Origin of the sequence: Jeotgalibacillus aurantiacus (assembly GCF_020595125.1) — a bacterium.
Taxonomy (GTDB): domain Bacteria; phylum Bacillota; class Bacilli; order Bacillales; family Jeotgalibacillaceae; genus Jeotgalibacillus; species Jeotgalibacillus aurantiacus.
Map to the genome: position 1 here is coordinate 126,912 of NZ_JACNMS010000005.1, position 23,778 is coordinate 150,689.

General features: G+C 43.7%; 21 protein-coding genes. 10 read left to right on the plus strand and 11 right to left on the minus strand.

Annotated features, from left to right (window positions below):
- Positions 1-206: 206 nt before the first annotated feature.
- From mreBH to H7968_RS15140, 6 genes are all read right to left on the minus strand, one after another.
- Positions 207-1,214 carry a rod-share determining protein MreBH gene (gene mreBH / locus H7968_RS15120; protein WP_227396926.1) on the minus strand — a complete coding sequence of 336 codons (1,008 nt, stop codon included), beginning with the start codon at positions 1,212-1,214 and terminating at the stop codon, positions 207-209.
- A gap of 282 nt (positions 1,215-1,496) precedes the next feature.
- On the minus strand, positions 1,497-3,167 hold the full coding sequence (locus H7968_RS15125) for a methyl-accepting chemotaxis protein (RefSeq protein WP_227396927.1): 1,671 nt from the start codon (positions 3,165-3,167) through the stop codon (positions 1,497-1,499).
- Between the two features lie 11 nt (positions 3,168-3,178).
- Positions 3,179-4,156 carry a BMP family lipoprotein gene (locus tag H7968_RS15130; RefSeq protein WP_227396928.1) on the minus strand — a complete coding sequence of 326 codons (978 nt, stop codon included), beginning with the start codon at positions 4,154-4,156 and terminating at the stop codon, positions 3,179-3,181.
- A 133-nt stretch (positions 4,157-4,289) separates the two neighbouring features.
- Positions 4,290-4,817, minus strand: a complete 528-nt coding sequence (locus H7968_RS15135; protein WP_227396929.1) for an acyl-CoA thioesterase — start codon at positions 4,815-4,817, stop codon at positions 4,290-4,292.
- A gap of 104 nt (positions 4,818-4,921) precedes the next feature.
- Positions 4,922-5,050 carry a hypothetical protein gene (locus H7968_RS18055; RefSeq protein ID WP_264476762.1) on the minus strand — a complete coding sequence of 43 codons (129 nt, stop codon included), beginning with the start codon at positions 5,048-5,050 and terminating at the stop codon, positions 4,922-4,924.
- Positions 5,051-5,150: 100 nt separating this feature from the next.
- Complete coding sequence (locus H7968_RS15140; RefSeq protein ID WP_227396930.1) at positions 5,151-6,383, minus strand: aminopeptidase; 1,233 nt, start codon at positions 6,381-6,383, stop codon at positions 5,151-5,153.
- A gap of 204 nt (positions 6,384-6,587) precedes the next feature.
- Between H7968_RS15140 and motA the strand changes: the two genes are divergently transcribed.
- The 6 genes from motA to H7968_RS15170 all read left to right on the plus strand — a co-directional run bounded on the left by motA (position 6,588) and on the right by H7968_RS15170 (position 13,518).
- A complete protein-coding gene (gene motA, locus H7968_RS15145) occupies positions 6,588-7,388 on the plus strand; it encodes a flagellar motor stator protein MotA (RefSeq protein WP_227396931.1) in 801 nt (266 codons plus the stop codon).
- Positions 7,375-8,217 (plus strand): flagellar motor protein MotB, encoded by an 843-nt coding sequence (gene motB / locus H7968_RS15150; RefSeq protein WP_227396932.1) that lies wholly within the window; start codon positions 7,375-7,377, stop codon positions 8,215-8,217. The genes motA and motB overlap by 14 nt, the downstream gene beginning before the upstream one ends.
- A gap of 187 nt (positions 8,218-8,404) precedes the next feature.
- Positions 8,405-9,784 (plus strand): alanine/glycine:cation symporter family protein, encoded by a 1,380-nt coding sequence (locus H7968_RS15155; protein WP_227396933.1) that lies wholly within the window; start codon positions 8,405-8,407, stop codon positions 9,782-9,784.
- A gap of 195 nt (positions 9,785-9,979) precedes the next feature.
- Positions 9,980-10,978 carry a class I SAM-dependent methyltransferase gene (locus H7968_RS15160; protein ID WP_227396934.1) on the plus strand — a complete coding sequence of 333 codons (999 nt, stop codon included), beginning with the start codon at positions 9,980-9,982 and terminating at the stop codon, positions 10,976-10,978.
- An 87-nt stretch (positions 10,979-11,065) separates the two neighbouring features.
- Positions 11,066-11,578 carry a type 1 glutamine amidotransferase domain-containing protein gene (locus H7968_RS15165; RefSeq protein ID WP_319799507.1) on the plus strand — a complete coding sequence of 171 codons (513 nt, stop codon included), beginning with the start codon at positions 11,066-11,068 and terminating at the stop codon, positions 11,576-11,578.
- 164 nt (positions 11,579-11,742) lie between these two features.
- Positions 11,743-13,518 carry a methyl-accepting chemotaxis protein gene (locus tag H7968_RS15170; RefSeq protein WP_227396936.1) on the plus strand — a complete coding sequence of 592 codons (1,776 nt, stop codon included), beginning with the start codon at positions 11,743-11,745 and terminating at the stop codon, positions 13,516-13,518.
- A gap of 60 nt (positions 13,519-13,578) precedes the next feature.
- Here H7968_RS15170 and H7968_RS15175 read toward each other — a convergent pair whose 3' ends face one another.
- Complete coding sequence (locus H7968_RS15175; RefSeq protein ID WP_227396937.1) at positions 13,579-13,803, minus strand: DUF1128 domain-containing protein; 225 nt, start codon at positions 13,801-13,803, stop codon at positions 13,579-13,581.
- A 67-nt stretch (positions 13,804-13,870) separates the two neighbouring features.
- The gene (locus H7968_RS15180; RefSeq protein ID WP_227396938.1) at positions 13,871-15,232 is read right to left on the minus strand and encodes an alanine/glycine:cation symporter family protein; all 1,362 of its coding nucleotides are present in this window, start codon (positions 15,230-15,232) and stop codon (positions 13,871-13,873) included.
- A gap of 185 nt (positions 15,233-15,417) precedes the next feature.
- On the opposite strand from H7968_RS15180, the gene H7968_RS15185 reads away from it, so the two are divergent.
- The 3 genes from H7968_RS15185 to H7968_RS15195 are packed head-to-tail and all read left to right on the plus strand — an operon-like array spanning position 15,418 to position 17,255.
- A complete protein-coding gene (locus tag H7968_RS15185) occupies positions 15,418-15,891 on the plus strand; it encodes a low molecular weight protein-tyrosine-phosphatase (RefSeq protein WP_227396939.1) in 474 nt (157 codons plus the stop codon).
- The gene (locus H7968_RS15190; RefSeq protein ID WP_227396940.1) at positions 15,892-16,284 is read left to right on the plus strand and encodes a methyl-accepting chemotaxis domain-containing protein; all 393 of its coding nucleotides are present in this window, start codon (positions 15,892-15,894) and stop codon (positions 16,282-16,284) included. It abuts the gene before it with no gap.
- 23 nt (positions 16,285-16,307) lie between these two features.
- The gene (locus H7968_RS15195; RefSeq protein WP_227396941.1) at positions 16,308-17,255 is read left to right on the plus strand and encodes a YihY/virulence factor BrkB family protein; all 948 of its coding nucleotides are present in this window, start codon (positions 16,308-16,310) and stop codon (positions 17,253-17,255) included.
- A 481-nt stretch (positions 17,256-17,736) separates the two neighbouring features.
- Here the strand turns inward: H7968_RS15195 and H7968_RS15200 are convergent, their stop codons facing one another.
- Together H7968_RS15200 and H7968_RS15205 are read right to left on the minus strand one after the other, a co-directional pair.
- Positions 17,737-19,656, minus strand: a complete 1,920-nt coding sequence (locus H7968_RS15200) for a heavy metal translocating P-type ATPase (protein ID WP_227396942.1) — start codon at positions 19,654-19,656, stop codon at positions 17,737-17,739.
- A gap of 583 nt (positions 19,657-20,239) precedes the next feature.
- Entirely contained in the window at positions 20,240-21,418 is a 1,179-nt protein-coding gene (locus H7968_RS15205; protein ID WP_227396943.1) for an MFS transporter, read from the minus strand.
- A gap of 115 nt (positions 21,419-21,533) precedes the next feature.
- On the opposite strand from H7968_RS15205, the gene H7968_RS15210 reads away from it, so the two are divergent.
- The gene (locus H7968_RS15210) at positions 21,534-21,917 is read left to right on the plus strand and encodes an OsmC family protein (RefSeq protein ID WP_227396944.1); all 384 of its coding nucleotides are present in this window, start codon (positions 21,534-21,536) and stop codon (positions 21,915-21,917) included.
- A gap of 725 nt (positions 21,918-22,642) precedes the next feature.
- Here H7968_RS15210 and yfkAB read toward each other — a convergent pair.
- A complete protein-coding gene (yfkAB, locus tag H7968_RS15215) occupies positions 22,643-23,767 on the minus strand; it encodes a radical SAM/CxCxxxxC motif protein YfkAB (protein WP_227396945.1) in 1,125 nt (374 codons plus the stop codon).
- Between the last annotated feature and the right edge of the window lie 11 nt (positions 23,768-23,778).

Sequence of the window (23,778 nt, forward strand, 5' to 3'; positions counted from 1 at the left end):
CCTGTCGCTTCTCTGCCGAGGGAGTCTACGGACGGACCATGCCCTTTTTGATGCGAACGAATTATTATCGTGAAAAAGAAGAGGTAAAAAAAACGGATCAGGTTCCATCGCTCTCGGCGCTGCGATAAAGCGGATCATAAATGTCATGTCGTTTAACACAAAAGAAAAAGCCGAAACTCTCATAAAAAGAGTTCCGGCTAAAAAGTTTATTTTCCTGCTTTTTGCAGTTTATCGATAACAGATAGTGATTTACCTGTTCCGATTGCGACTGATTCAAGCGGGTTTGGTGCGATGTGGACGGGAACGACGATTTCTTCGCTCAGCCATTGCTGAACACCGTTTAGTAACGCTCCTCCACCTGTCAGGATGACGCCGCGGTCTACGATGTCTCCACTCAGTTCAGGAGGGCAGTTTTCGAGTGTTGCACGGATGGATTCAAGAATGCTCATAAGGGATTCCTGAATGGCCGCCTGAATTTCAGTGGATTGCAGTGTGATTGTTTTTGGAAGTCCTGTCACGAGATCTCGTCCACGGATTTCCATTTCTGTTACGCTATGTTCGATTGGTGCGTGTCCGATTTCCATTTTGATCTGCTCAGCTGTACGTTCACCGATTAGCAGGTTATAGGATTTGCGGATATGCTGAATGATGTCTTCATCCATTTTATCGCCGGCAACGCGGATTGTATTGCATGATACGACGCCACCGTATGAAATGATGGCCACTTCGGTTGTACCGCCACCGATGTCAACAACCACGTTGGCAACAGGCTCGCCTACTGGAAGGTCTGCCCCGATCGCAGCTGCAACAGGCTCTTCAATAAGATGCACGTGTTTAGCACCACTGAATTTCACCGCATCCTGGATGGCACGGCGCTCAACAGATGTTGCTCCGGATGGCGTACAAACGACTACGCTTGGCTTACGAAGTGAAAAGCCCATCTTTTTGCCGATTGAAGACATGATGTGCTTGAGCATTTCAGTCGTTACATCAAAGTCAGCGATAACACCGTCTTTTAGTGGGCGAACCGCTACAATATTACCTGGTGTTTTACCGATCATATTTTTTGCATCTGTTCCAACTGCGAGTACTTTATTTGTATTCACATCAATTGCCACAACAGATGGCTCATTCATGATGATTCCTTTACTCTTACTGTATACAAGTATATTTGCTGTACCTAAATCGATACCGATTTCTGCATTTGATAACATGTCCTATTCCTCCGATGTCACGTATTCGTCCATGTATAGAAACGTTCTCCGAGTAGTATAGACTATTTAAGAGGTGGATTGGAGGGACGAAGGTAGTAGCGGCGCGAATATTACAGGAATGTGATAAGCGTAACAATGTAAAGCGTTCACTATTATCTTGATTTGAAAGGATTGGGCAATTATATGAAAAGGGAGGCTGTAACAAAAGAATAATCATCCTGTAACGTAATAAAACCCTTTCCGCTCATAGACGGAAAGAGTTTCAATATGCTTTATCTGTCTTTATTCACCACGATTGGGTATTTTGAATTGGTTCAGCTGTGACTGCATTCTAAGACTCATTTCCTGCAATTGATGAATGGCCTGACTGACTTCTTTGAATGCGAGCTGCTGTTCATCAGCTGATGCGGAAATTTCTTCGGTACCTGCGGCGGTTTGTTCTGTTACAGCCGAGATATTTTCGATTGCACTTGTCACATCCACAGTGTAAGTCATGGATTCCTGCATGCTGTTATCCAGGGTGCTGAGCTCACTGTCAATAGACTGAACGCGCGAGGCAATCTGTTTGAACGATGATTCCGTTTCATTCATGGAAGAGAGCTGATGTGAAGAAAGCTTTTCTCCCTGAACAGCAGCTTCAAGAATTCCATTCATGCCATTTTGAATATTCATGACCATTGAAGTGATTTTGTCCGTCGCATCTGATGAATGATTAGCTAACTTTTTCACTTCATTTGCCACAACTGCAAAACCTTTCCCCTGTTCGCCGGCACGTGCTGCTTCAATGGCGGCGTTAAGAGCAAGCAGGTTCGTCTGATCTGCAATCTCTCTCACGAATTCAGCTGCTTCCTGAATTTCACTCGTAAAGGCTGAGAATGTTTCAAGTTCTTTTTTAATCGAAGAGGAGGCAGTTGCCGCTTCCTTTGTAAAATGCTTTTGCTGCTCCAGTGATTCCTGTCCGTCTTGCACAGCTTTCAGTGCTTCGTTCCCTTTGACAGCAGAGCGGGAGGTAAGCTCTTCACTTTGCTGGAAAGTCGACTGCAGCACGGTCATCCGTTCAGATGTATCCTGGATATCTTCAGAGATTGATTGACTTCCTTTTGCCAGTTCTTCCGTGGAAGAAGCAATCTGACTGCCGCTTTCCTCTAAATGAACAATTTTTTTCGATACATCTTCTGCGAAATCAGCAACCTGATCACTCACTTCATGAATGGAAAGGACCGTATCACGCAGGTTTAGCATCATATTACTGAAAGCCTGGTTCAATAGGTTAATCTCAAACTTTGATTTTTTTTCTGTTTCTTCAATTTCTACTGTCAGATCACCTTCAGCCACTCGAGAAGCCTGATTCAACATACGGTTGAGTGGGTCCGTGATACGCTTCGAAATGATCATGGACGTGATAAGCGAGACGATGACAATAACAGCAACCGCTGATAATGAAAAGATCACAATAAATGAAATTTGACGTGCGGTTTCATTAACGGAAGCGGCGTACCAGTCATCAGCAAGGACGGTCAGCAGGTAGAGATCATTCAAGATGCCACCGACTCTTGCTGACTGACGGTTTGTTTCACTGACATTACCCTGATCAAGCGCTTCTCCAGCAGCTAAAGTCAAATCATTGAACTTTGATTGAATGATACCTAATTGCTCTGACTGTACGCCATCTGGCAAACGTGACAGCAGGTCTTCGATAAAGCTTTCTGTTTCCATCAGCTGATTTTGCGTGTTCAGCCGATTGTTCTCTGTCGGACTTAAGCTGAAATTGGCCAGTGACTGTTGAATAATCAGCATATCGCTGTTTAAAGCTTCTATATCCGTTAAAATATCAACGTCATTTTCACCCGCAGAGCTCATGCTGACCATTTGCCAGACAATGAATAAAATAATCGCGGTTGAGAGAATGAGTGGGATGAGGGCCAGTAAAAATAATCGTTTTTTTAATGTCATGGTTTACTCCTTTACTTCACAGTTTCAGGAACGTCGATATCGCCGGAAATGATTTTTTGACGGACGTCAATGAGCATGGCTTTCCCGTTCATATCTGCTTCAAACAATCGGATCTCAGCCAATCCGACGCCATCTTCTTTTAACCCGAGTTCATAGCTTTCTTCCGGCAGTTCGCCTGAAATCAGATCATTAACAAGCTCGTAAACAGCGATATCCACATTTTTCATCATGGATGTCACCACAGATTTTTCAGCGGTATAGAACTGATCAGTATCAACACCTGCCGAGAAAATGCCGCGATCCTGTGCTTCAAGAATCGCACCGGTTCCGGTATAACCGGCAGCCGGATAAATAAAGTCTGCACCAGCTTCGATCTGCTTTGCCGCTATGGAACGGCCGAGGTCTGCATCACCGAAATCACCTGCGTACTCAGTAATGATCTTAATGTCAGGGTTTACATATTTGGCTCCGGCTGTGAAACCTGCTTCAAACCGGTGAATAACCGGTGCATCAACCCCTCCTATAAATCCAAGGGTGTTGGTCTTCGTTGCCATCGCAGCAACCACTCCAACAAGAAAGCTGCCTTCGTGGTCTTTAAAGGTCATTGAAATGACGTTATCGATTTCAGAAGTTCCATCTATCAGTAAGAATTGCTGATCCGGATAAGCCTCTGCTGTTTTCTCCAGTGCTTCCTGCACAGAAAAGCCCAAACCGACAATCAGGTCGTAATCTCCTTCAACAAGCTCCAGAAGTTTTTCCTCATAATTGCCTTCCGGGGCTTCCCGGTAATCAAATAAAATATTCAGCTCGTTCCGCGCGCGCTCAAGGCCGCTGAACGCTGCATCATTAAAGGAACCGTCGCCAAGACCGGTATCTGATAATAAAATGCCAACTTTTGCGTCAAAGAGTGTACGTGTATCAGCAGCCTGAGACACACATCCGCTGAGAATCAATGCGATAAACATCAGTGGAATCTTCCATTTTTTCATTTGTGACTGAACCTCCTGTAAATAAACTTAATCATGCGAAAAGAACTAGTAAGATGAATTGAATCTTTAGTACCTGTTTAATATCGGCAAAAAACCTCTGCCATTTACACTTTGCAGAGGTTTTACGAAAAATTTACGCGTTATTCTTTTTCTTCAGTGCATCAGGAGAGAAGAAGGAAGCGAGCTCCTGACTGTGCATTTTCCTTGCTTTCCGGTGAGCCGCACGGTTTTCAGCTGTTTCATTTAACCAGATTTCCTCTTCGGTTTCAGGGACGATTTGTGGAACTTTTGCCGGTTTGCCGTCCTCGCCAAGCGCAACGAAGGTGAGAAATGAGATGGCTGCAACCGCCTGTTCGCCCGTCAACAGTTTTTCTCTTGTCACCCGGACAAACACCTCCATGGAACTCGTTCCGGTATAAGACACAAATGCTTCTAGTGTCACAGCATCCCCGACACGGATCGGCTTCAGGAAGTCTACTGAGTCAGTTGATGCCGTCACTACGGGCTTCCGCGCAAGCTTAATCGCCGCGATGGAGGCAACGTTGTCGATATATGCCATCAGCTTGCCGCCAAACAGTGTCCCGTGATGATTCGTATCAGGAGGGAGGACATTGCTCGTCTGGATGGTTCTCGTCTCACTCATGAATTTCTTTTCAGTCATTACAGCCAGCCCCTCTCGCAATAGGATAAAAATGAAAAACCGGATTCCGTCTCAGACTGCAGACGAAGCAGTACTAAAACAGAATCCGGTTTAAAAATTGGTCATTATGGCAGAGGATCGATTTTTTCAGCATCCTTTGTGTTTAAAGGTAAACGCAGAAAATACATAATTGCTCCTCCGACAAGGCCGATTAAAGCACAGAAACCAAGAAGAATCGTTGTCATATATAACATAAGCGGCAGCCTCCTTTCACCGTACAGGGTACATTCTCATTCTAAGTATAAAGGATTTGAATGTGAATAGGAAACGCTTTTTCAGTGAAACATGATTTCCTTAAAATGCCCAGTCTCCGTTGCGGAATACAGGTTCAACCGTACCATCCTCTAAAATGCCGTCGATGTTCATCTGATCAGAGCCAATCATGAAATCTACGTGTGTAATACTTGAGTTCAGTCCTTTTTCAGCCAGTTCATCCTGACTCATTGTTTTTCCGCCTTCCACACAGAATGCGTAAGCACTGCCGATGGCGAGGTGATTCGAAGCATTCTCGTCGAACAGCGTGTTAAAGAAAAGAACGTTAGACTGCGAAATAGGGGACTGATGTGGTACAAGCGCCACTTCTCCAAGACGATGCGAACCTTCATCGGTGCTGATCAGATTTTTCAGGATTTCTTCTCCTTCATCTGCCTTCACATCGGTGATACGGCCGTTTTCAAAAGTAAGGGTAAAGCCGTCAATAATATTACCGCCATAGCTGAGTGGTTTTGTGTTCGTAACATGACCTGATACGCCATCCTTGTGAGGTACCGTGAATACTTCTTCCGTTGGCATGTTGGCCATAAACGTATTGCCTTTTTCGTTCACACTGCCGGCACCAGCCCAGATATGCCCCTTAGGAAGCTCAATTGTCAGGTCAGTTCCAGGTGCTGTGTAATGCAGCTTACTGTATTTCTTATTATTGAGATAATCCGCTTTTTCATGCAGCGTTTCATCGTGTTTCTTCCATGCTGCAACAGGGTCAGCCTGATCCACACGGACTGCTTTGAAAATGGCTGTCCAAAGTGCATCGACTGCTTCCTGTTCATCCAGCTCCGGAAATACTTTCTTCGCCCAGCCGACAGATGGAGCGGCAATAACGGTCCAGCTCACTTTATCAGACTGGATATATTGACGGTACTTTTCCATTGCTTTACCTGCAGCGCGCTGGAAATCGGAGATGCGCTGAGACTCAACGCCTTTCATCAGATCAGGACTTGCTGACACGATATTCATAAAAGCTGCGCCTTTTTCAGCAAGCTGTTCGCGTTCCTGACGTTTCCAGTCCGGAAATTCCCCGAAAGAATCTGCAGGAGCAAGCGTATAGCGAAGCTTCGATACTTCATCATCTGACCAGTCAACAAATACCTGACGTGCACCGGCTTCATAAGCCTTTTTCGTTACAAGGCGGACAAATGGTGCATTGTCAATGGAAGCCCCGATATATAAATACTGATCTTTCTGTATGTTTACTCCTACCTTTACAGCCAGGTCTGCATATTTCTCAAACATTTCTGAATGACTTGTCATTGTGAAATCTCCTTTAATTATGTATTTAGTACACTTCATATTTTATCAGTGTGTTTGAAAAAATCAAAAAATACTTTACCCGTGTAAGCAGCCAATGAGTTAAGGCATTTTAAACGTAAGTGTAATAAAGTTCTAAAGACAAAAAGGAAGTGACCGATATAAGCAATAGAGATAGAGAAAAATTGTGATTGTGGGTGAATTGATTTGGATAAATCCTCTCTTTTTGGTGTTATTTTAGGTTTTCTGGCGATTGGATCCGGAATTATACTGAAAGGTGCGCCACCAGAAGTACTGTTAAATGGACCGGCTTTCCTGATTATTATTATGGGAACAGTAGCAGCAGTAACGATTGCATTCCCAATGAGTGAATTGAAAAGAGTGCCAAAGCTGTTTGGTATTTTATTTAAAGAAAGCAAGGGAACGGATGTACAGGATGTTATTCAAATGTTCGGCGAATGGGCTGAACTGGCGAGAAAAGAAGGACTGCTGGCGCTTGAATCAAAGACCGCTGACATTGAAGATTCTTTTTTGCGGAATGGTCTTGGACTCGCAATCGACGGTCAAAACGCCGATTATATCAGAGATGTATTAACAGAAGAAATTGATGCGATGGAAGAAAGACACCATTCAGGAGCTGCTATTTTCACTCAGGCAGGGACATATGCACCAACTCTTGGTGTACTTGGAGCGGTAGTTGGTCTGATTGCTGCACTTGGTGACCTGAATGACACCGAAGCACTCGGTCATGCGATTGCCGCTGCATTCGTTGCTACACTCCTAGGGATTTTCACAGGTTATGTATTATGGCACCCATTTGCCAATAAGTTAAAGCGTAAATCGACAAAAGAAGTTATGGTTAAAAATATGATGATCGAAGGGATCTTGTCTGTCCTTGAAGGAGAGGCACCGCGCGTCATCGAACAAAAACTTGCCTCTTACCTGCCGGCAAAAGAACGCGAGCAGCTTATGGCTGAAGGCGGTGTGAGACAAAATGCCGAAGCGTAAAAAAAAGAAACACGAAGAACATATTGATGAATCGTGGCTGATACCGTATGCCGACATCCTGACACTCCTTCTGGCACTGTTTATCGTATTATTTGCAAGCAGTACCGTAGATCAGGAAAAATTCACCCAAATGTCTGAGGTATTCAGGGAAATCTTCTCAGGCGGTGAAAATGTGCTTGATTATTCAAGTCTTTCAGAAAGCTCAGCAACAGCCGATAATCCTGAACAGACAACGGAAACGGAGCCGACAGAAGGCATGACGGAAGAAGAGATGATGATTCAGGAATTTTTGAGTGAACAGACGGAGAGGGAAAATGCAGCCGCCGCTGATATGGAAGAACTGCAGGAAATACAGCAGCAGATTGATTCCTATATTGCCGGTAACGGTCTGGATGATCAGTTTGCGACTGAACTGACAGATGAAGGATTGCTGTTAACGATTCGTGATAATGTCCTGTTTACTTCCGGGTCAGCTGATGTGAGAGAAGAATACAGAGATGTCGCACGGGAGGTAGCTTCACTCCTGGAATTTGATCCTCCACGTAATGTCATTATTTCCGGACATACGGATAATGTTCCGATCAGTACGGCAGCATTCAGTTCAAACTGGGAATTGAGTGTAATGCGTGCCGTAAACTTTATGAAGCTGGTCATTGAAAATCCGAATCTGGATCCGCGCTGGTTCAGCGCAAAAGGGTTTGGTGAATTCCAGCCGATTGCCTCCAATGATACTGAAGAAGGGCGCGCGCAAAACAGACGGGTGGAAGTGCTTGTCCTGCCGCGTGTGACCAGTAACGGAGAAATGAATACTGTAAGTTCAACACCTTAAACCGCTGATGATTCAGCGGTTTTTTGGCATCTTGATTTAAAAAATATCTTTGATTTGTATCACCTGATTGATCTCCTTTATTCAAAATGAAACGGTCGATATTCCAGTAAACATACAAAAAATCTGTTTACTCCCTTTTTTTCTAGGGAAAAGAAACACAACTGTCATTTGGAAGGGAGAGATTTTTTTGGATGCTTTTGTTGATGGAGTCGTTGAATTCTCAGGGTGGTTATGGGGGATTCCACTTATCTCTATCCTGCTGATATCGGGCCTGTATATGACATTCAAGCTCGGTTTTTTTCAATTCAGACACCCGATCTACATAATGAAACAAACCTTTGGAAGTGTTACGAAAAAGCCTAAGGGTGAAGGTACGGTCACTCCTTTTCAGGCTTTAACCTCTGCATTATCTTCCACAATCGGGGCTGCAAACATTGTCGGTGTACCGGCAGCGATTATGTTTGGAGGTCCGGGTGCGGTTTTCTGGATGTGGGTCATCGCTTTAATCGGCATGTCACTGAAATTTTCAGAGAGTGCACTTGCCGTTCATTACCGTGAAAAAAACGAGAAGGGTGAATACGTTGGAGGCCCGATGTATTACATGACAAAGGGGCTCGGAATGAAATGGCTTGGAATCTGGTTTTCATTCGCCCTGATGCTTGAACTGATTCCAAGTGTCATGGTGCAGGGGAACTCGGTTGCAAATACAGTCCAGGAGTCTTTTGGTATTCCGGTGTTATGGACAGGAATCGGGATTGCTGTATTGATCGGAGTCATTGTCTTTGGTGGTATTAAACGGATTGGACAGGTCACGCAGGTGGTCGTTCCGTTTATGGCGCTTATTTATGTAGGGGGAGCACTTGTGATTCTCTTTATGAATCTCGATGCGCTACCGGAATTTTTCACGCTCATTTTTTCCAATGCTTTTTCACCTGCACCTGTTATTGGAGGATTTGCGGGAGCTGCACTTGTCGATGTCATCAGATGGGGGTTTGCGAGAGGATTGTACTCGAATGAAGCAGGCCTTGGGACAGCACCGATGGCTCACGCGGCTGCTACGACAGATCACCCTGTGCGTCAGGCGTTCTGGGCGGTATCAGGGATCGTGGTAGATACATTAATTATTTGTACGGCTACAGCCTTTGTTGTGCTATCCTCAGGTGTCTGGACAGGGGAAACTGCAATGGAGAACAGCAGTGCCTTAACCACGATTGCATTTGCCAGCTATTTTGGCGATTTTGGCAGTATACTCGTCACGATTTCGCTTGCCTTCTTTGTTATTTCCACTATTCTGGTAGTCATTTTCTATGGGGCGAAGCAGGCAGAGTTTTTATTTGGCCTGAAAGCATCGTATGCCATTCAGGTTGTCTACCTGATTGCCATAGTATTCGGAGCGGTAGGCGCTGCCGAAGTGATCTGGAACTTCCTCGACATTATGCTGGCCGCCATTCTGCTACCTAATATTCTGGCGATCCTGCTTCTGAGTAATAAAGTTAAGGAACTGAAAAACGAATTTTTTACGTCAGAGCAGTATTATCTCAAGGATGTGGGGAAAAACAAAAAATAGTCATGTGATCTGATCACGCAAAGCGTTGATCATGATGTTTAGCATACTCAGATTCGCACTGAGTATGTTTTTTTTTCTAAAATATGAAAACAAGTGTTTCTAACGGATGAGTTAAGGATACACAGTATAGAAGAGCGAAATAAATTTAAAGTGAAGGGCAATACAGGAAGATTGATGTAATGAGGAGGGGCTTAGATGATCAAAGAGCTGAACAATATGTGGAAAGCAAGAACCTGGATGAAAACCAATGTCCCGTTTTTATACAGCTGGCATGCCTATGTTGGATTCGAGCTGGGCTTATTCGATGCTTTTAAACGTCCTGTGAGAGTTGAGGATGTTGCAGATGCCTATCAGCTTGAAACTGATTTACTGGCACAGTGGGTGGAAGTAGGCCTCTCATTAAAGCATCTAAAGCGTGATACGAAAGGAAGGGTTCAAATTGCCCGAGCCTGGAAGCTTCCGGGATCAAAGAAAGACAGCCCATCCTCAGGTGATCTGCTGAAAGAAATGATGGAACTTCATATTCCTTCACTTCTCTCATATCCTGAGCTGATGACAGAAAAAAAACGCCATCACTTCGATTCTGAAAAGCATGGCTCCACGGTGGCGAAAACCTCCACATTACTTGAACTTCTTGCCTTTCATCTTATCAATAGAAACGTGAAAAAACATAATGTTTCATCCATACTTGATATCGGGTGTGGTGAAGCAGGGTATTTAATAAAACTGTCTAAAAAGCATCCGGATGTGAAGCTGACCGGTATTGAAATTAATCAGGAAGTGGCTGAATCTGCAGAAAAAGCAACGCGTTCCTACGATAATATACAGATTGTTCATGAAGACATTCATCAGTACACACCGGATCAAAACTATTCATATGTGATGGTGAATAATCTTCTTCATTACATTAATCCTGAAAAAAGAGAGCACTTTTTCAAACGACTTAACGAGCTTACAGAAGATCAGGGTATCATTACCATTATTTCCCCACTTCAGAAAGCAAGACATGGACAGCAATTCTCAAGTGCATTTAACAGCTTCTTTATGACATTTGACAACTTATATCCGATTCCTTCTGAAGAAGAGCTTAATCTTATTGCAGAGAATACAGGTTTTCGCTCAGAAAAACCCGTCCCGATTATCAGAGAAGGCGGCTGGTTTATTACAAAGTGGCAAAAGGTTTCATCGACCTAGATTGATTCGAAATCCGAAGGTTTAGTCCATACAAAATGTGGAATAGTACATTTGTGAACAGATTTCAGAAAAAGGGAGATGTTTTCTTTGGCTAAAATTGCAACGTTAATGACGAATCAGTTTGAAGATGTGGAATTTACAAAACCTGCAGAAGCTTTTGAGAAGGAAGGCCATGAGGTCGTAACCATCGAAAAAGAAGCAGGTAAATCAGTCACAGGAAAACAGGGAGATGCGACCGTAACGATTGATCAGTCAATTGATCATGTATCACCTTCAGATTTTGACGCGCTGTTTATTCCAGGTGGTTTCTCTCCGGATTTACTAAGAGAAGACCAGCGCTTTGTCTCATTTGCCAAATCCTTTATGGATGATAAAAAACCTGTCTTTACAATCTGTCATGGACCACAGCTGCTGATCACAGCGAAGTCACTTGAAGGCAGAACAGCGACGGGATACAAATCAATTAAAGTTGATATGGAATATGCCGGAGTGAACTACAAGGATGAGGAAGTAGTCGTCTGCGGAAATCAGCTTGTAACGAGCCGGCAGCCGGATGACATACCGGCATTTATTAAAGAATCACTTAATCTGTTAAAATAAAGGCGATGAAGTCGGGACCCTTCTTTGAAGGGTCCCGACTTTTACGTTCAAAAAGATAAACTATTATCGTGTGAAAACTTGAAATTTGCTAAAACACTCGTAAATTAGTCCGATATACATATATAATAGGGGTAGTTCTTTGAGATTAGAGATGGGGGATCAGATTGAAGAAACTCAAATGGAAATTGCTATCATTATTTTTAGTCTTAATTGTTTTAATCGGGGGATTAGCAGCGTTTAATATTTACTCAATCTCATCAATTAACCAGCAGACAGAGAAAGTATTAAGTGAAGATCTTACGCTACTGGAAATTGATCAGGAAATGAGATTTAATGTTTCCCAGCAAATCGCTTTAACGAGAGGGTATGTGCTTTACGGGGAAGCCGATTACAAAAACCGTTTTGAAGAGCTTGCACAAAAAAATGCAGAGTTTGCTGAAATTCTTCAATCTCATAATGTCAGTAATGATGTCAAGTCCGTCCTCACGATTACCCGTGTATGGGAAGACGGCATTCGGGATCGTGTATTCAGTATGTACGATAACGGCAGGGAAGAGGACGCGAGAGTTCTATTCCGGGCGAATTTTGAACCGACTGCAAGAGGGATCATGGACAGTCTGGAAAAAGTGTCTACTGAGCGGAGTGGAATCATGAATACTTCTGCAGATCAAATCATCGAAACCGGGAATCAAACCATATTATTAACAATGATTATTAGCGGTATTGTGATTGCAACGGCAATCGTACTAAGTCTGGTTTCAGCTTCCAAAATTACGAAACCGATTATTTCTGTAACAAATAGAATGAAAGCGATTGCGGCTGGTGAATTACCTGCGGAATCCTTACAGACAAAAAGTAAGGACGAGGTTGGACAGCTGGTTCATACTGTCAATGAAATGAATAGTCAGCTGCGAAATCTAGTATCTGATATAACGCTTGTATCCGGTTCAGTTTTAACAAAGGGCAGTCATTTATCAGAAAGCGCACAGGAAGTCAGAGAGGGAAGCAGCCAAATTGCTGTGACCATGAATGAACTGGCGGTTGGTGCAGGTGTTCAGGCAGAGGCATCTTCATCATTAAGCGCAAAAATGATTGCGTTTACAGAGCGCATACGTTCTTCAGCTGAAAAAGGGAATGAAGCACAGGAACGAGCCGAAGAGATGTATTCATACACATCATCAGGCGGAAAGAAAATGGCTGAGTCTATTCATAAAGTGAACCAGATTAACGACAGCTTTAAAAATGCAATGGAACGTGTTAACGGACTAGACGACCAGACAAAAAACATTTCAAAGCTCGTTCAGGTGATTCAGGAAATTGCTGATCAGACCAACCTGCTGGCGTTGAATGCTGCCATCGAATCGGCAAGGGCAGGTGAACACGGCAGAGGATTTGCTGTAGTGGCTGATGAGGTAAGAAAGCTCGCTGTTCAGGTATCAGCTTCAATTACGGATATCACATCGATCATTACAACCATCCAGAAGGAATCCAAGGAAACCGTTGAAGTACTTGGAAATGGTTATGAGCTTGTCAGCAGCGGAACCGCCCAAATGGAAGAAACGGCCGAATCTTTCGGATTGATTGAACAAAAAGTAAATGATGTATCAGGTAGAATGAAGGAAATTGCCTCTTCATTGTATGAAATTGTGAATGGTACAGAAGAAATTAATCATGATATTGAACAGATCGCTGCAATATCTGAGGAAGCAGCTGCAGGAATTGAAGAAACGACTGCGAACGCCGAGCAGTCAAGCGCAACGATGAATAACGTCTACCACGCATCGGTTGAGCTGATCAGTGAAGCGCAGGATCTCCAGAATACACTCGGGCATTTCAAGCTCGAAAAGACTGATCATCAGCTTGATGTTTCAAAAGAACAAGCAGACGAGCAAACAGAAATTGACGATTCTAATGAGATTCCAGAGGATAAAGTGTCATAAAAAGGGGTTGCACAAAAAAAGCGTAACGGGTCAATTGATCCGTTACGCTTTTTACATTTGTTACACTTTTCTCAGATTGCTAAGCTCTTCAGCAATGGCCTGCATTTCACTCGGGCTGAATGTTTCACGTTTCATCACCATGGTATGAAGATCGCGAAGCTCTTCATACATCTCCTCATCGAAATGGGAGACCTTAATCGCACCAGCGTTAACGATGCGAAGACGTTCTTTTATTTCATTAATCATAAATTCAGCATTTTCAACGGATTTGGAATCCAGATTCATCTTGATCAGTCCTTTCAGCAGTTACCATCCATCTTTCCATGCTTTTCAGGATCTGTCAACACACGCTTTATGCTGCATTTTTTGCTTCTGCTTTTTCTTCTTTGATCTTTTGACGGATCCGTTTTGTTTCATAAGCTACGACGCCTGACAGTCCGAGAAGTCCAATCAGGTTCGGGAACGCCATTAATCCATTCATCACATCAGAGAATGCCCATACGACATCCAGTGTAGCTACTGCACCCAGCATAACAGCTACTACAAACAGTAAACGGTACACAATATTAAATTTCTTCGTACCAACAAGATACTGGAAGCATTTCTCACCGTAATAAGACCAGCCGATAATGGTTGAGGAAGCAAAGAAAATCAAACCGATCGTAACAAGAATTGGTCCGATATCACCAAGGAAATATTCAAATGAAGCGGATGTTAGTGCCCCACCCTGCAGGTCTCCACCTTCATAAAGTCCGGCCATGACAATTGTAATCCCGGTAATGGAACAAATAATCAACGTGTCGATTAAAACCTGTGTCATGGATACAAGACCCTGACGTCCGGGCATATCTGTTTTTGCGGCAGCAGCAGCGATTGGAGCTGATCCAAGTCCTGCTTCATTCGAAAATACACCACGCGCAACGCCGTATCGGATAATCGCCCCGATGACACCACCTGCAATCGCTTCATTTCCAAAAGCAAGCTGGAAGATGGTTGCGAAAGCACCTGGAACAAGTTCAAAGTTAAGAACCATCACAATAAGTCCCGCCAATAAATAAAAAGCGGCCATAAATGGCACGAAAATAGAGGTTACTTTACCAATACTCTTAATACCACCAAGAATAACAAGGGCAGTAAAAACAGTAAGAACAATGCCGGTTACCCATGTCGGGATGCTGAATGTGTCCTGTACAACATCAGAAACGGAGTTCGACTGAACCATGTTTCCGATTCCGAAGGCAGCAATGGCACCAAATAAAGCGAAAAGAACACCGAGCCATTTTTGTTTCAGTCCACGTTCGAGATAATACATCGGACCGCCAGACATTTCACCATCTTCATCCTGTACACGGTATTTTACCGCCAGAACGGCTTCTGCATATTTTGTTGCCATTCCAAAGATCGCTGACAGCCACATCCAGAATATAGCTCCTGGACCACCCAGCGCAACGGCAGTAGCAACACCTACAATGTTTCCCGTTCCAACTGTGGCAGCCATTGCTGTCATCAGTGACTGGAAGTGTGAGATGTCACCTTTGGATTTTGTGTCCTGATTTCGTGAAAAAGCAAGTTTGAGTGAATACCCGGTCAGCCCAAATTGCACGAGTCCGAGGCGGAACGTCAGGTAAATCCCTGTTCCCACCAGCAGAATCAGCAGCGGCGGCCCCCAGACTAGCCCGCTGATTTCATTAAGAAAATCTGTTAAGCCTTGCATCTAACTCCCCCTTTTTCTTTTACAGGCTATAAATATGAACAAAATATGTACGCCTTACATTAAATATTCCTGAAATGAGCCCCCTATTGTCAAGGTTTTTTTCTGAAAGGTCAGGCTATTTCATGTTTTAAAAGAACGTCTTAAGGAAATATAAAGAAAACATTCACCTTTTCAGGAGGGACCTTATGAAACGTGTATTATTTGTGTGCCTCGGTAATATTTGCCGGTCACCTTTGGCTGAGGCCGTGATGCGTCAAAAAGTCGCTGACCATGGTCTGGCAGATAAAATCGAAGTTGCATCAGCAGGAACAGCAGGATGGCATCAGGGTAATCCACCGCATGAAGGGACAATCCGGGTTTTGAAAGAGAACAGTATACCACATGAAGGCCTCACATCCAATCAGCTTACACGGCATGACCTGGAACATTATGATTACATCGTTGCACTGGATCGTTCCGTGTCTGAGGATCTTAATAAACTCTCAAGGGCAACACAAAAAAATCCTAAGTATATCCTGCTGCTTGAACTCATAGATGCGGGAACCCTGGATGTGCCGGATCCGTATTATACGAACAATTTTCAGGAAAGTTATGATTTAATAAATAGAGGGTGCGATGCTCTTATCGAAAAAATTAAAGATGATCATGGAGGCGATTAAATGGCGAATAACAAACTGCCGGCAGGTATTATCATTGGTGCAATTGCAGGGGGACTGTTAAGTATGCTCGATCCCGCAACAAGAAGAAAAACTTCTTCAGCACTCATAAAATCAAAGGAATCCATTTCGTATTACAGCCGTCATCCACAGGAGCTGGCGGATCGTGCAGCTCAAAAAGCGGATCACTGGAAACAGACAGCAGAAAAAATTCAGCAGGACATTGCTTATTTATCTGAAAAATACGAGGAAGTAAAAGACATGGTACCTCAGCTGCAACAGATGGTAACTGAAACAAAAGATGCTTTTACTGAAAGTGAGCCTCGTGAAAATACGAATGCTCACCCGGTACACCTGGATCAAGGGGATTCCTATCCTGAAAAAAAGACCGTTTAAAGTCTGAAATAAGGAGGGGCGCAATGTCTGAAACCATAAAAAGTGATGAAAAAAAAGAAAAAGAATGGAAAGAAGGAGAGCAGAACGGTCATCTTGCAGATATGACTGAGGCTGTACATAAATCAGGCAGACAGGGGAATTATCAATCATTATCCGGATTTGTTCAGGAAGTGTTTAAGCGTTTCACACAAAGTGAAACAACCGGGCTTGGCGCACAGCTCGCCTACTTTTTCCTGTTATCCCTATTTCCATTGCTGATCTTTGCCATGGCGCTCCTTCCTTATCTGCCGATTACACAGCAGGATATGTTGAATATTTTTGCGCAATTTGCGCCTGGCGAGACAATGGCTTTAATAGAGTCTACAGTCTCAGAGGTGGCAACCGGTCAGAGCGCAGGATTGTTGTCAATTGGTCTATTAGGAACACTGTGGTCTGCATCGAACGGAATGAATGCATTAATGCGTTCCTTTAATCATGCGTATGAAGTTCACGAAACCAGACCTTTTTATATCGCAAGAGGCTTGGCCGTTGTCTGGACGATCGTGATGGTTCTCATTGTGGTAGTTGCCTTACTTCTGCCGATTTTTGGCCAGCAGCTTGGTCAGTTAATATTTGCTGCCTTTGGGATGGATCAACAGTTCCTGACGATTTGGAATTTTGTCCGCTTCGGCATTACGCCATTTGTGTTACTTGTTGCATTTACAGGGCTTTATGCATTTGTACCTAACGTGAAAATCAGTTTTATTTCGGTGCTCCCGGGTGCAATCTTTGCAACAGCAGGCTGGCTGATTACATCCTTCCTGTTTGCATTTTATGTAGGGAATTTCGGTAATTACTCATCAACTTACGGAAGCGTAGGGGGGATTATCGTCCTGATGATCTGGCTGTATTTATCCGGCATCATCATCATGGTCGGCGCGCAGATCAATGCCACAATGGCTGCGAAAAGAAGACATCGTACAGCAACATAAAGAAACATAAAGAAGATGTATCTTTCATAACCGAGCCCAGGCCCTATTTCGATTTGCAGAACGGGGCTCGGGACTGCCAGTTTTGTCTCAAATGCAGGGTTTTCTGTTGAAGGAGAGGCTGTTTTTGTCGTAATCCTGTTTACAGAGTGTGGAGTTGTCGAATAAGAGGACAATCATATTGATAGAGCCTTCGTTTCTGTCACAAGCAAAGCTATTTGTGTCATAAGCCCGCTCATTTCTGTCGATCGGTGCTGGCGCTGGCCCAGTTTAGCTTGAGGAGCGTGGACTTAGAGCCTAAGCTGCCCGTGCTCCATCTCCAATTCCGAAATCAGGAACTGACATGATCCAGGAACCTGAGCCTGGAAACTAGCCAACTGCATTTTGCTACAGGCGGGCTCATGTGACGCTTTTCTATCAAAAAGAGTCCAATGTGTTCGACACAGAAAAAGATGCTGGCGCAAATACCAGCATCTTTTTTATATCAGCTTTTTAACAGTCGTAAGCCGTTTAAGATCACCAGAATGGTACTGCCTTCGTGTCCAATGACGCCAAGAGGCAGATCGACTGCCTGAAACAGGTTTGAGACAACGAGAATGGTGATGACGGACAGGCTGAAGACAATATTCTGCTTTACAATGCGGTGCATTTTACGGGACAGTTTGATCGCTTCGGCAATCTTAGGTAAGTCGTTTTTAACGAGAACGACATCAGCTGTTTCAAGTGCGGCATCTGATCCTGCACCCATCGCAACCCCGACAGTCGCAGTAGCAAGGGCCGGTGCATCATTGATTCCGTCACCAACCATGGCAATCGACTGAAATTCTGCTTTCAGCTTTTTAATTTCTTCCACTTTCATCTCAGGAAGACACTCCGCTTTATACTGATCGACGCCTGTTTCCATCATAATGGTTCTTGCTGTCGAATCGCTGTCCCCTGTTAGCATAACGGTTCTGATACCTAAGGATTTGAGATATTTGATGGCTTCAATCGTTTGTGGGCGGACCTGATCTTTCAGGGCAATATAACTGAGCACTATTCCATTTTTCTCAATAAAGACAATGGTTTTTCCTTCAAGAGAATATTTCTCAGGTGTGCCCTTGTCAAAGGTTTTTTTCAGCTCAGGTGAAAACCAGTCTGCTTTTCCGATCCTCCATTGCCCCCCGTTAAAGGTTGCTTTAAGACCGAAGCCAGTTACATCTTCAACCGATTCAGGCTTTTTAAATGAGACAGCGTGCTGACGTTCTGCATAGGAAGCAATGGCCTGGGCGAGGGGATGGTTAGATTGTTTTTCAATACTTGCTACAGCTGCAACGATCTCCTGCTTATCCTGATCCTGTCGGATATACCAGTTTGTTACCTCAGGTTTCCCCTGTGTTAATGTTCCCGTTTTATCAAAGGCGATGGCTTTAATGGTGGTCAGGTTTTCAAGATGGACCCCACCTTTAAAAAGAATGCCCTTCTTCGCTCCGTTTGAAATGGCGCTGAGACTCGCAGGCATTATGGAGGCAACTAACGCACACGGGGATGCCACCACTAATAAGACCATAGCTCTGTAAAAAGTCTCCTCATAACTCCAGCCAAAAGCCAGGTAGGGAAGAAAAAGCATGATCCCGGTAAATAATAGAACACCTTTTACATAAGTGCCTTCAAACCGTTCAATAAATAATTGGGAAGGCGGCTTTTCACTTTGCGCAGACTGAACGAGTTCAATGATTTTCTGGAACATGGTTTCATCACTTTTTTTAGTGACCTTTATTTCAATCAGTCCGGTCAGGTTCACCGTACCCGCCATAACCTGCATTTCCTTGTCTTTTGAAACCGGAATGGATTCTCCGGTAAAAGCGGCTTCGTCGATAGTTGTTCTTCCACTCAGAATGATTCCATCAGCTGGCACCCGTTCACCAGGTCTGACAATGATTTGGTCTCCCGGTTCAAGTGAGTCTGCCGAAACCTTCCGTTCAACACCATTCTCTACGATCCAGGCTTCCTGCGGCTGCAGATCCATAAGGGAGGAGATCTCATTCCTGCTCTTATTCATCGTATACGTTTCAAGTGCACCGCTTAAAGCAAAAATGAAAATAAGAATAGCGCCTTCAGTCCAGTAGCCGATAATAGCGGCACCAGTTGCAGCGGTAATCATCAATAATTCAACGTTCAGCTTTTTATCTTTTAGTGTTGCCTGAATCCCTTCGATGGCTTTATGATATCCTCCAATTACGTAGGCCGACAAATAAAGGCCAACCCCAAAAGAAATCAAATCTTCTCTCATAACCAGCCATGCCAAAAGAATTAACATCCCGCTCACTAGTGCCATGATCAGTTCGAGATGCTTAAAAAGGAAAGACGGCTGATCTTTTAAATACTCAGCTGGCTTTGGAAGTACATGAGCAGTGCTTCTCATTAAACCACATCCTTTTTTGAATTGAGAAGAAGAATCAAAATCAATTGTCCTTAAAAATAGCGAAAGCTGCTGTCACAGACAGCAGCGGAAAAACGTGGGATGTATTTGTTTACATTATTATAACACTTTTCTGAAAATTATTCTAATGTAAATAAACAAATTTTAGAAAATCAGTTGTATAGTTTTGGGAGGTCTTTAAATAGTTGTTTGATCTTATGAGGGGTTAACACTTATCTGAAGAGCTATTGGTAAAAATTATATACAAAAGTGCCGGAGCTAGACATCAAGAAAAGCGTAGGCGACTCGTCCAGCCCCGACAAGCATAAGGCGAAGATGAAAAGAGGGCTGATCTTTGCCCTTGTTCAGCTTTGACTTATGACCTCGAGGGGCTAGTCGCCGGAGCTGGACACAAAGAAAAGCGTAGGCGACTCGTCCAGCCCCGACAAGCATAAGGCGAAGATGAAAAGAGGGCTGATCTTCGCCCTCGTTCAGCTTTGACTTATGACCTCGAGGGGCTAGTCGACGCAGCTGGACAAAGAAAAGCGAAGGAATGCTCCGGCACGATTAATGAAAATATTCCGGGTTATTTCGAAGCCTGATACACTCTCTTTTTCTGAAAAGAAAAGGCAACGAGGCAGAGACAGATGGTCAGTAACAGGAAGGTGATGAAATAGAAAAAGCCATCCGTTAAAAACTCGATGATCAAGCCTCCAAGAACTGGTCCGCCTATGCTGCCAAGACTGAAGGCAATACCGCACATAATGTTTCCAGCCGGGAGAAGCTGTTTTGGCAGAAGATCTGTCATATAGCTGATCCCAAGCGAGAAAGTTGAACCGGTTGCCATTCCGGCGATAAAAAATGCTGCGATCAAACCGACTGTTGAGTTTCCAGCCATTCCGGCAAATATAAAACTGATTGCCCCGACAAAAAGAGCAGCTAACAGCGTTTTATGTCGGCCGATTTTGTCGCTGATCATCCCTAACGGAAGCTGAAATACGATGGCTCCGATTGAAAAAGCCGGCAGAATATAGGCAATGGCACTTGAGTCAATACCATTACGAATTGCATAAATCGGGAAGTTCCCGTGAAGAGAGGCTTCCAGAAATCCGTAGCTTAGCGGGGGCAAAAATGCGACCCACGCGTATTTCCAAACGTTCCGGAACCGTCTGATCGTGCCGAGAAAGGAAGCAGATCCGGTATCACCCTGTTCAGGAAATTCATTTCTCAGCAGAAAAACAAAGCCCCATGTGATAAAGGTCAGAATGCCCGATACAAAAAACGGGAGTGACGGACTGATATCGATCAATGAACTCATGGCAGGGCCAATCGCAAATCCGAGTGAGAAAAAGAGTCCGTAAATGGCGATATTCCTTCCGCGTCTATTTTCATCCGAAAAAGAAGTAATCCATGTCTGTGTGGACAAATGCAGCATCTGATCACCGACACCAATGAGCAGCCTGAGAACAAACCAGAACCAGAAGGACTGCCACAGTGGAAAAGCGAGTAAAGATAATCCGACTGTCATTCCCCCGATGATGATCAGCGGTTTATAGCCAAACCTTCTTAAAGGAGCCTCCATCAGAGGTGAAGCAATTAATATCCCTATATAAATCCCGGTTGCATGCAGGCCGTTCATAAAGGAAGAAACGCCGTCCTGCTCGAGGATAATAGCGATTAAAGGTAATAACATTCCCTGTGAAAAACCTGAGATCGCAACGATTCCAACAAGGATCCAGAATCGTATAGCAGGTGAAACATACATAACCAAAACTCCTGACATCATAATTGTACCTGTATAAGCAGATCAATCGTGTTTCTGAATGCACAACGATATAATCTTACTATAATTAGTGTCAATTAAGAAGGAGTTGGATCAAATGGAATTTAAAATGAAAGAAGGCGGCTTTACAGCTGATTTTGAGTATGGCGAGCTGCACGTATCAGGAAACGAGGAATATGGATTTCGTCCTTATCAGCTGCTCGTATCTTCAGTCGCAGTCTGCAGCGGAGGCGTCTTGAGAAGCGTGCTTGGTAAAATGAGAATGGATTTTTCTGATATAAATGTTAAGGCAGAGGTTGAGCGGAATGAAAACGAGGCCAACCGTGTGGAAAAGATCCACCTGCATTTTGTACTGACAGGAAAAGATCTCAATGAAGACAAGGTGAAAAAAGCGCTGGAATTAACACGCAAAAACTGTTCAATGGTTCAATCTGTAAAGGACAGCATTGAAGTAACAGAAAGCTTCGAAATCAAGGCATAACAAAAACCCGGTTTGTTCTTTTAATAAAGAATAAACCGGGTTTTTATGGTATTCGACTTTCAATTAGTATCTCCATAAAATCGCACTATTTTATTTTAGCGCTTCTCATCACTCTCCTCCCGCAGGATTGTTTTGAATGATCTGAAGCAACCCTCCTTTTGATTTTCTAATGCGAGTATAGCACTTAATCTGAATTGTGTAAATATTCAGATTAAATGTTTTTTAAAATGAGGAAAAGGTCCTTGTCATTGAAAGCCGGACCGGACTCATCCTTCGCTTACTTTGTCTAGCTGCACGGTGAGCCAATTTGGAGGTTCGAAGGATTTTGTTTAAGGTTCACGGGATTTTGATGAAGTTTCGAAAGAATTGGTGTGTGGTTCGTGAGATTTTTGGGGAGGTTCACAGAATCTTGATCATCTTTCGCAGAATAGGGTCATTTAATCTGTTTAAATGTGTGCGTTTCACAGATTGAGTCCGGTCTTAATGAAGTTAATGTTAATTTTCATAAATAAATAGGCTAAGGTGAATGATTGGTAATGAGGTTATAAGACTGCTGGACGAAAAGAAATGTCGATCGAGTGGAGGTTTCTGTTGATAGGATACTTTTTGGTGCCGGTCGCTTTTTAGAGTGAGAAACATTTGTTGATAGAAGTAGCATTGTCGTGAATTACAAAATTCCTTGAAATACATCCTACAAAATCAAAAAACCGACCAGCTTGTGCTGATCAGTTTTTTGAGAGTAGTGCTGTGCGTTTTGTGAAGTCGGTGTTTTTATAGTACATGTCTTTGACAAGCAGGTTTGGACCGAGACAGCTGACGGAAGGGCAGTGGCAGTTGATGGAGGCTGCATCTTTAGTGGTAAGCCATTTTTCGAAAATATCAGGTAGTCTGTCTGTTTGGATATTGCCGAGTGCCGGCGTGTTGTTGAAATCGGTTACGATCACATCTCCATCAAAGACATTTACATTGAGACGGGAGCGGCCATCCGGGTCATTGCGGACGGTGACATTTTTTTCGTTATAAAGTCTGCTGAGGAGTGCCTGGTCTTCTTCGGATGTATTGCACGCATAAAAAGGGAGTGTCCCAAACAGCATCCAGGTGTTTTGATCACGGATATCAAGCAGGTGTTCAATCGCTTCGCGTGTTTCTTTTAGCGAGAGTGTTTCAAGTGATTCTGCGAACGAGCTCGGGTACATCGGGTGAATTTCGTGACGTGCACATTTCATGTCATCCACAACTTCACGGTGAATTCTTTCAATGTGTGGAAGTGTTTTTTTGTTCAACATGGTTTCAGCAGATATCATGATCCCTTCTCTGCTCAAGGCACGGCTGTTTTCGATCATTCTTGTAAACAGGGCTTCCCGCTGCGATTCCGTTGGCTTACGTTCCATCATGGCAAATCCGGTTTGCACAAATTCTTCAACCGTTCCCCAGTTGTGAGAGATATGTAATACATCCAGGTAAGGAATGATTGGATCGTAACGGTGAAGATCAAGCGTCAGGTTTGAGTTAATTTGTGTTCGAACGCCTCGTTCATGTGCGTAACGAAGCAGTGGAACGACAGTGTTCTCTACGGATTTTTTGGACATCATCGGCTCCCCGCCGGTAATGCTGAGTGTTCGAAGGTGTTCAATTTCATCCAGACGGCGTAAAATCAGATTCATATCCAGCGTTTCCGGATCCTTGTGGGAAAGCGTATGACCCACGGCACAGTGAGCACATCTCATATTACAAAGAGTCGTTGTCGTAAACTCCACATTGGATAAAGTCAGCTTTCCGAAATCTTTTATATCTTCATAGGCTTCCCATGGATCATAGGAAGGCGTAATCGGTTGTTTTAACGTTGTCATCTCTTTTTCTT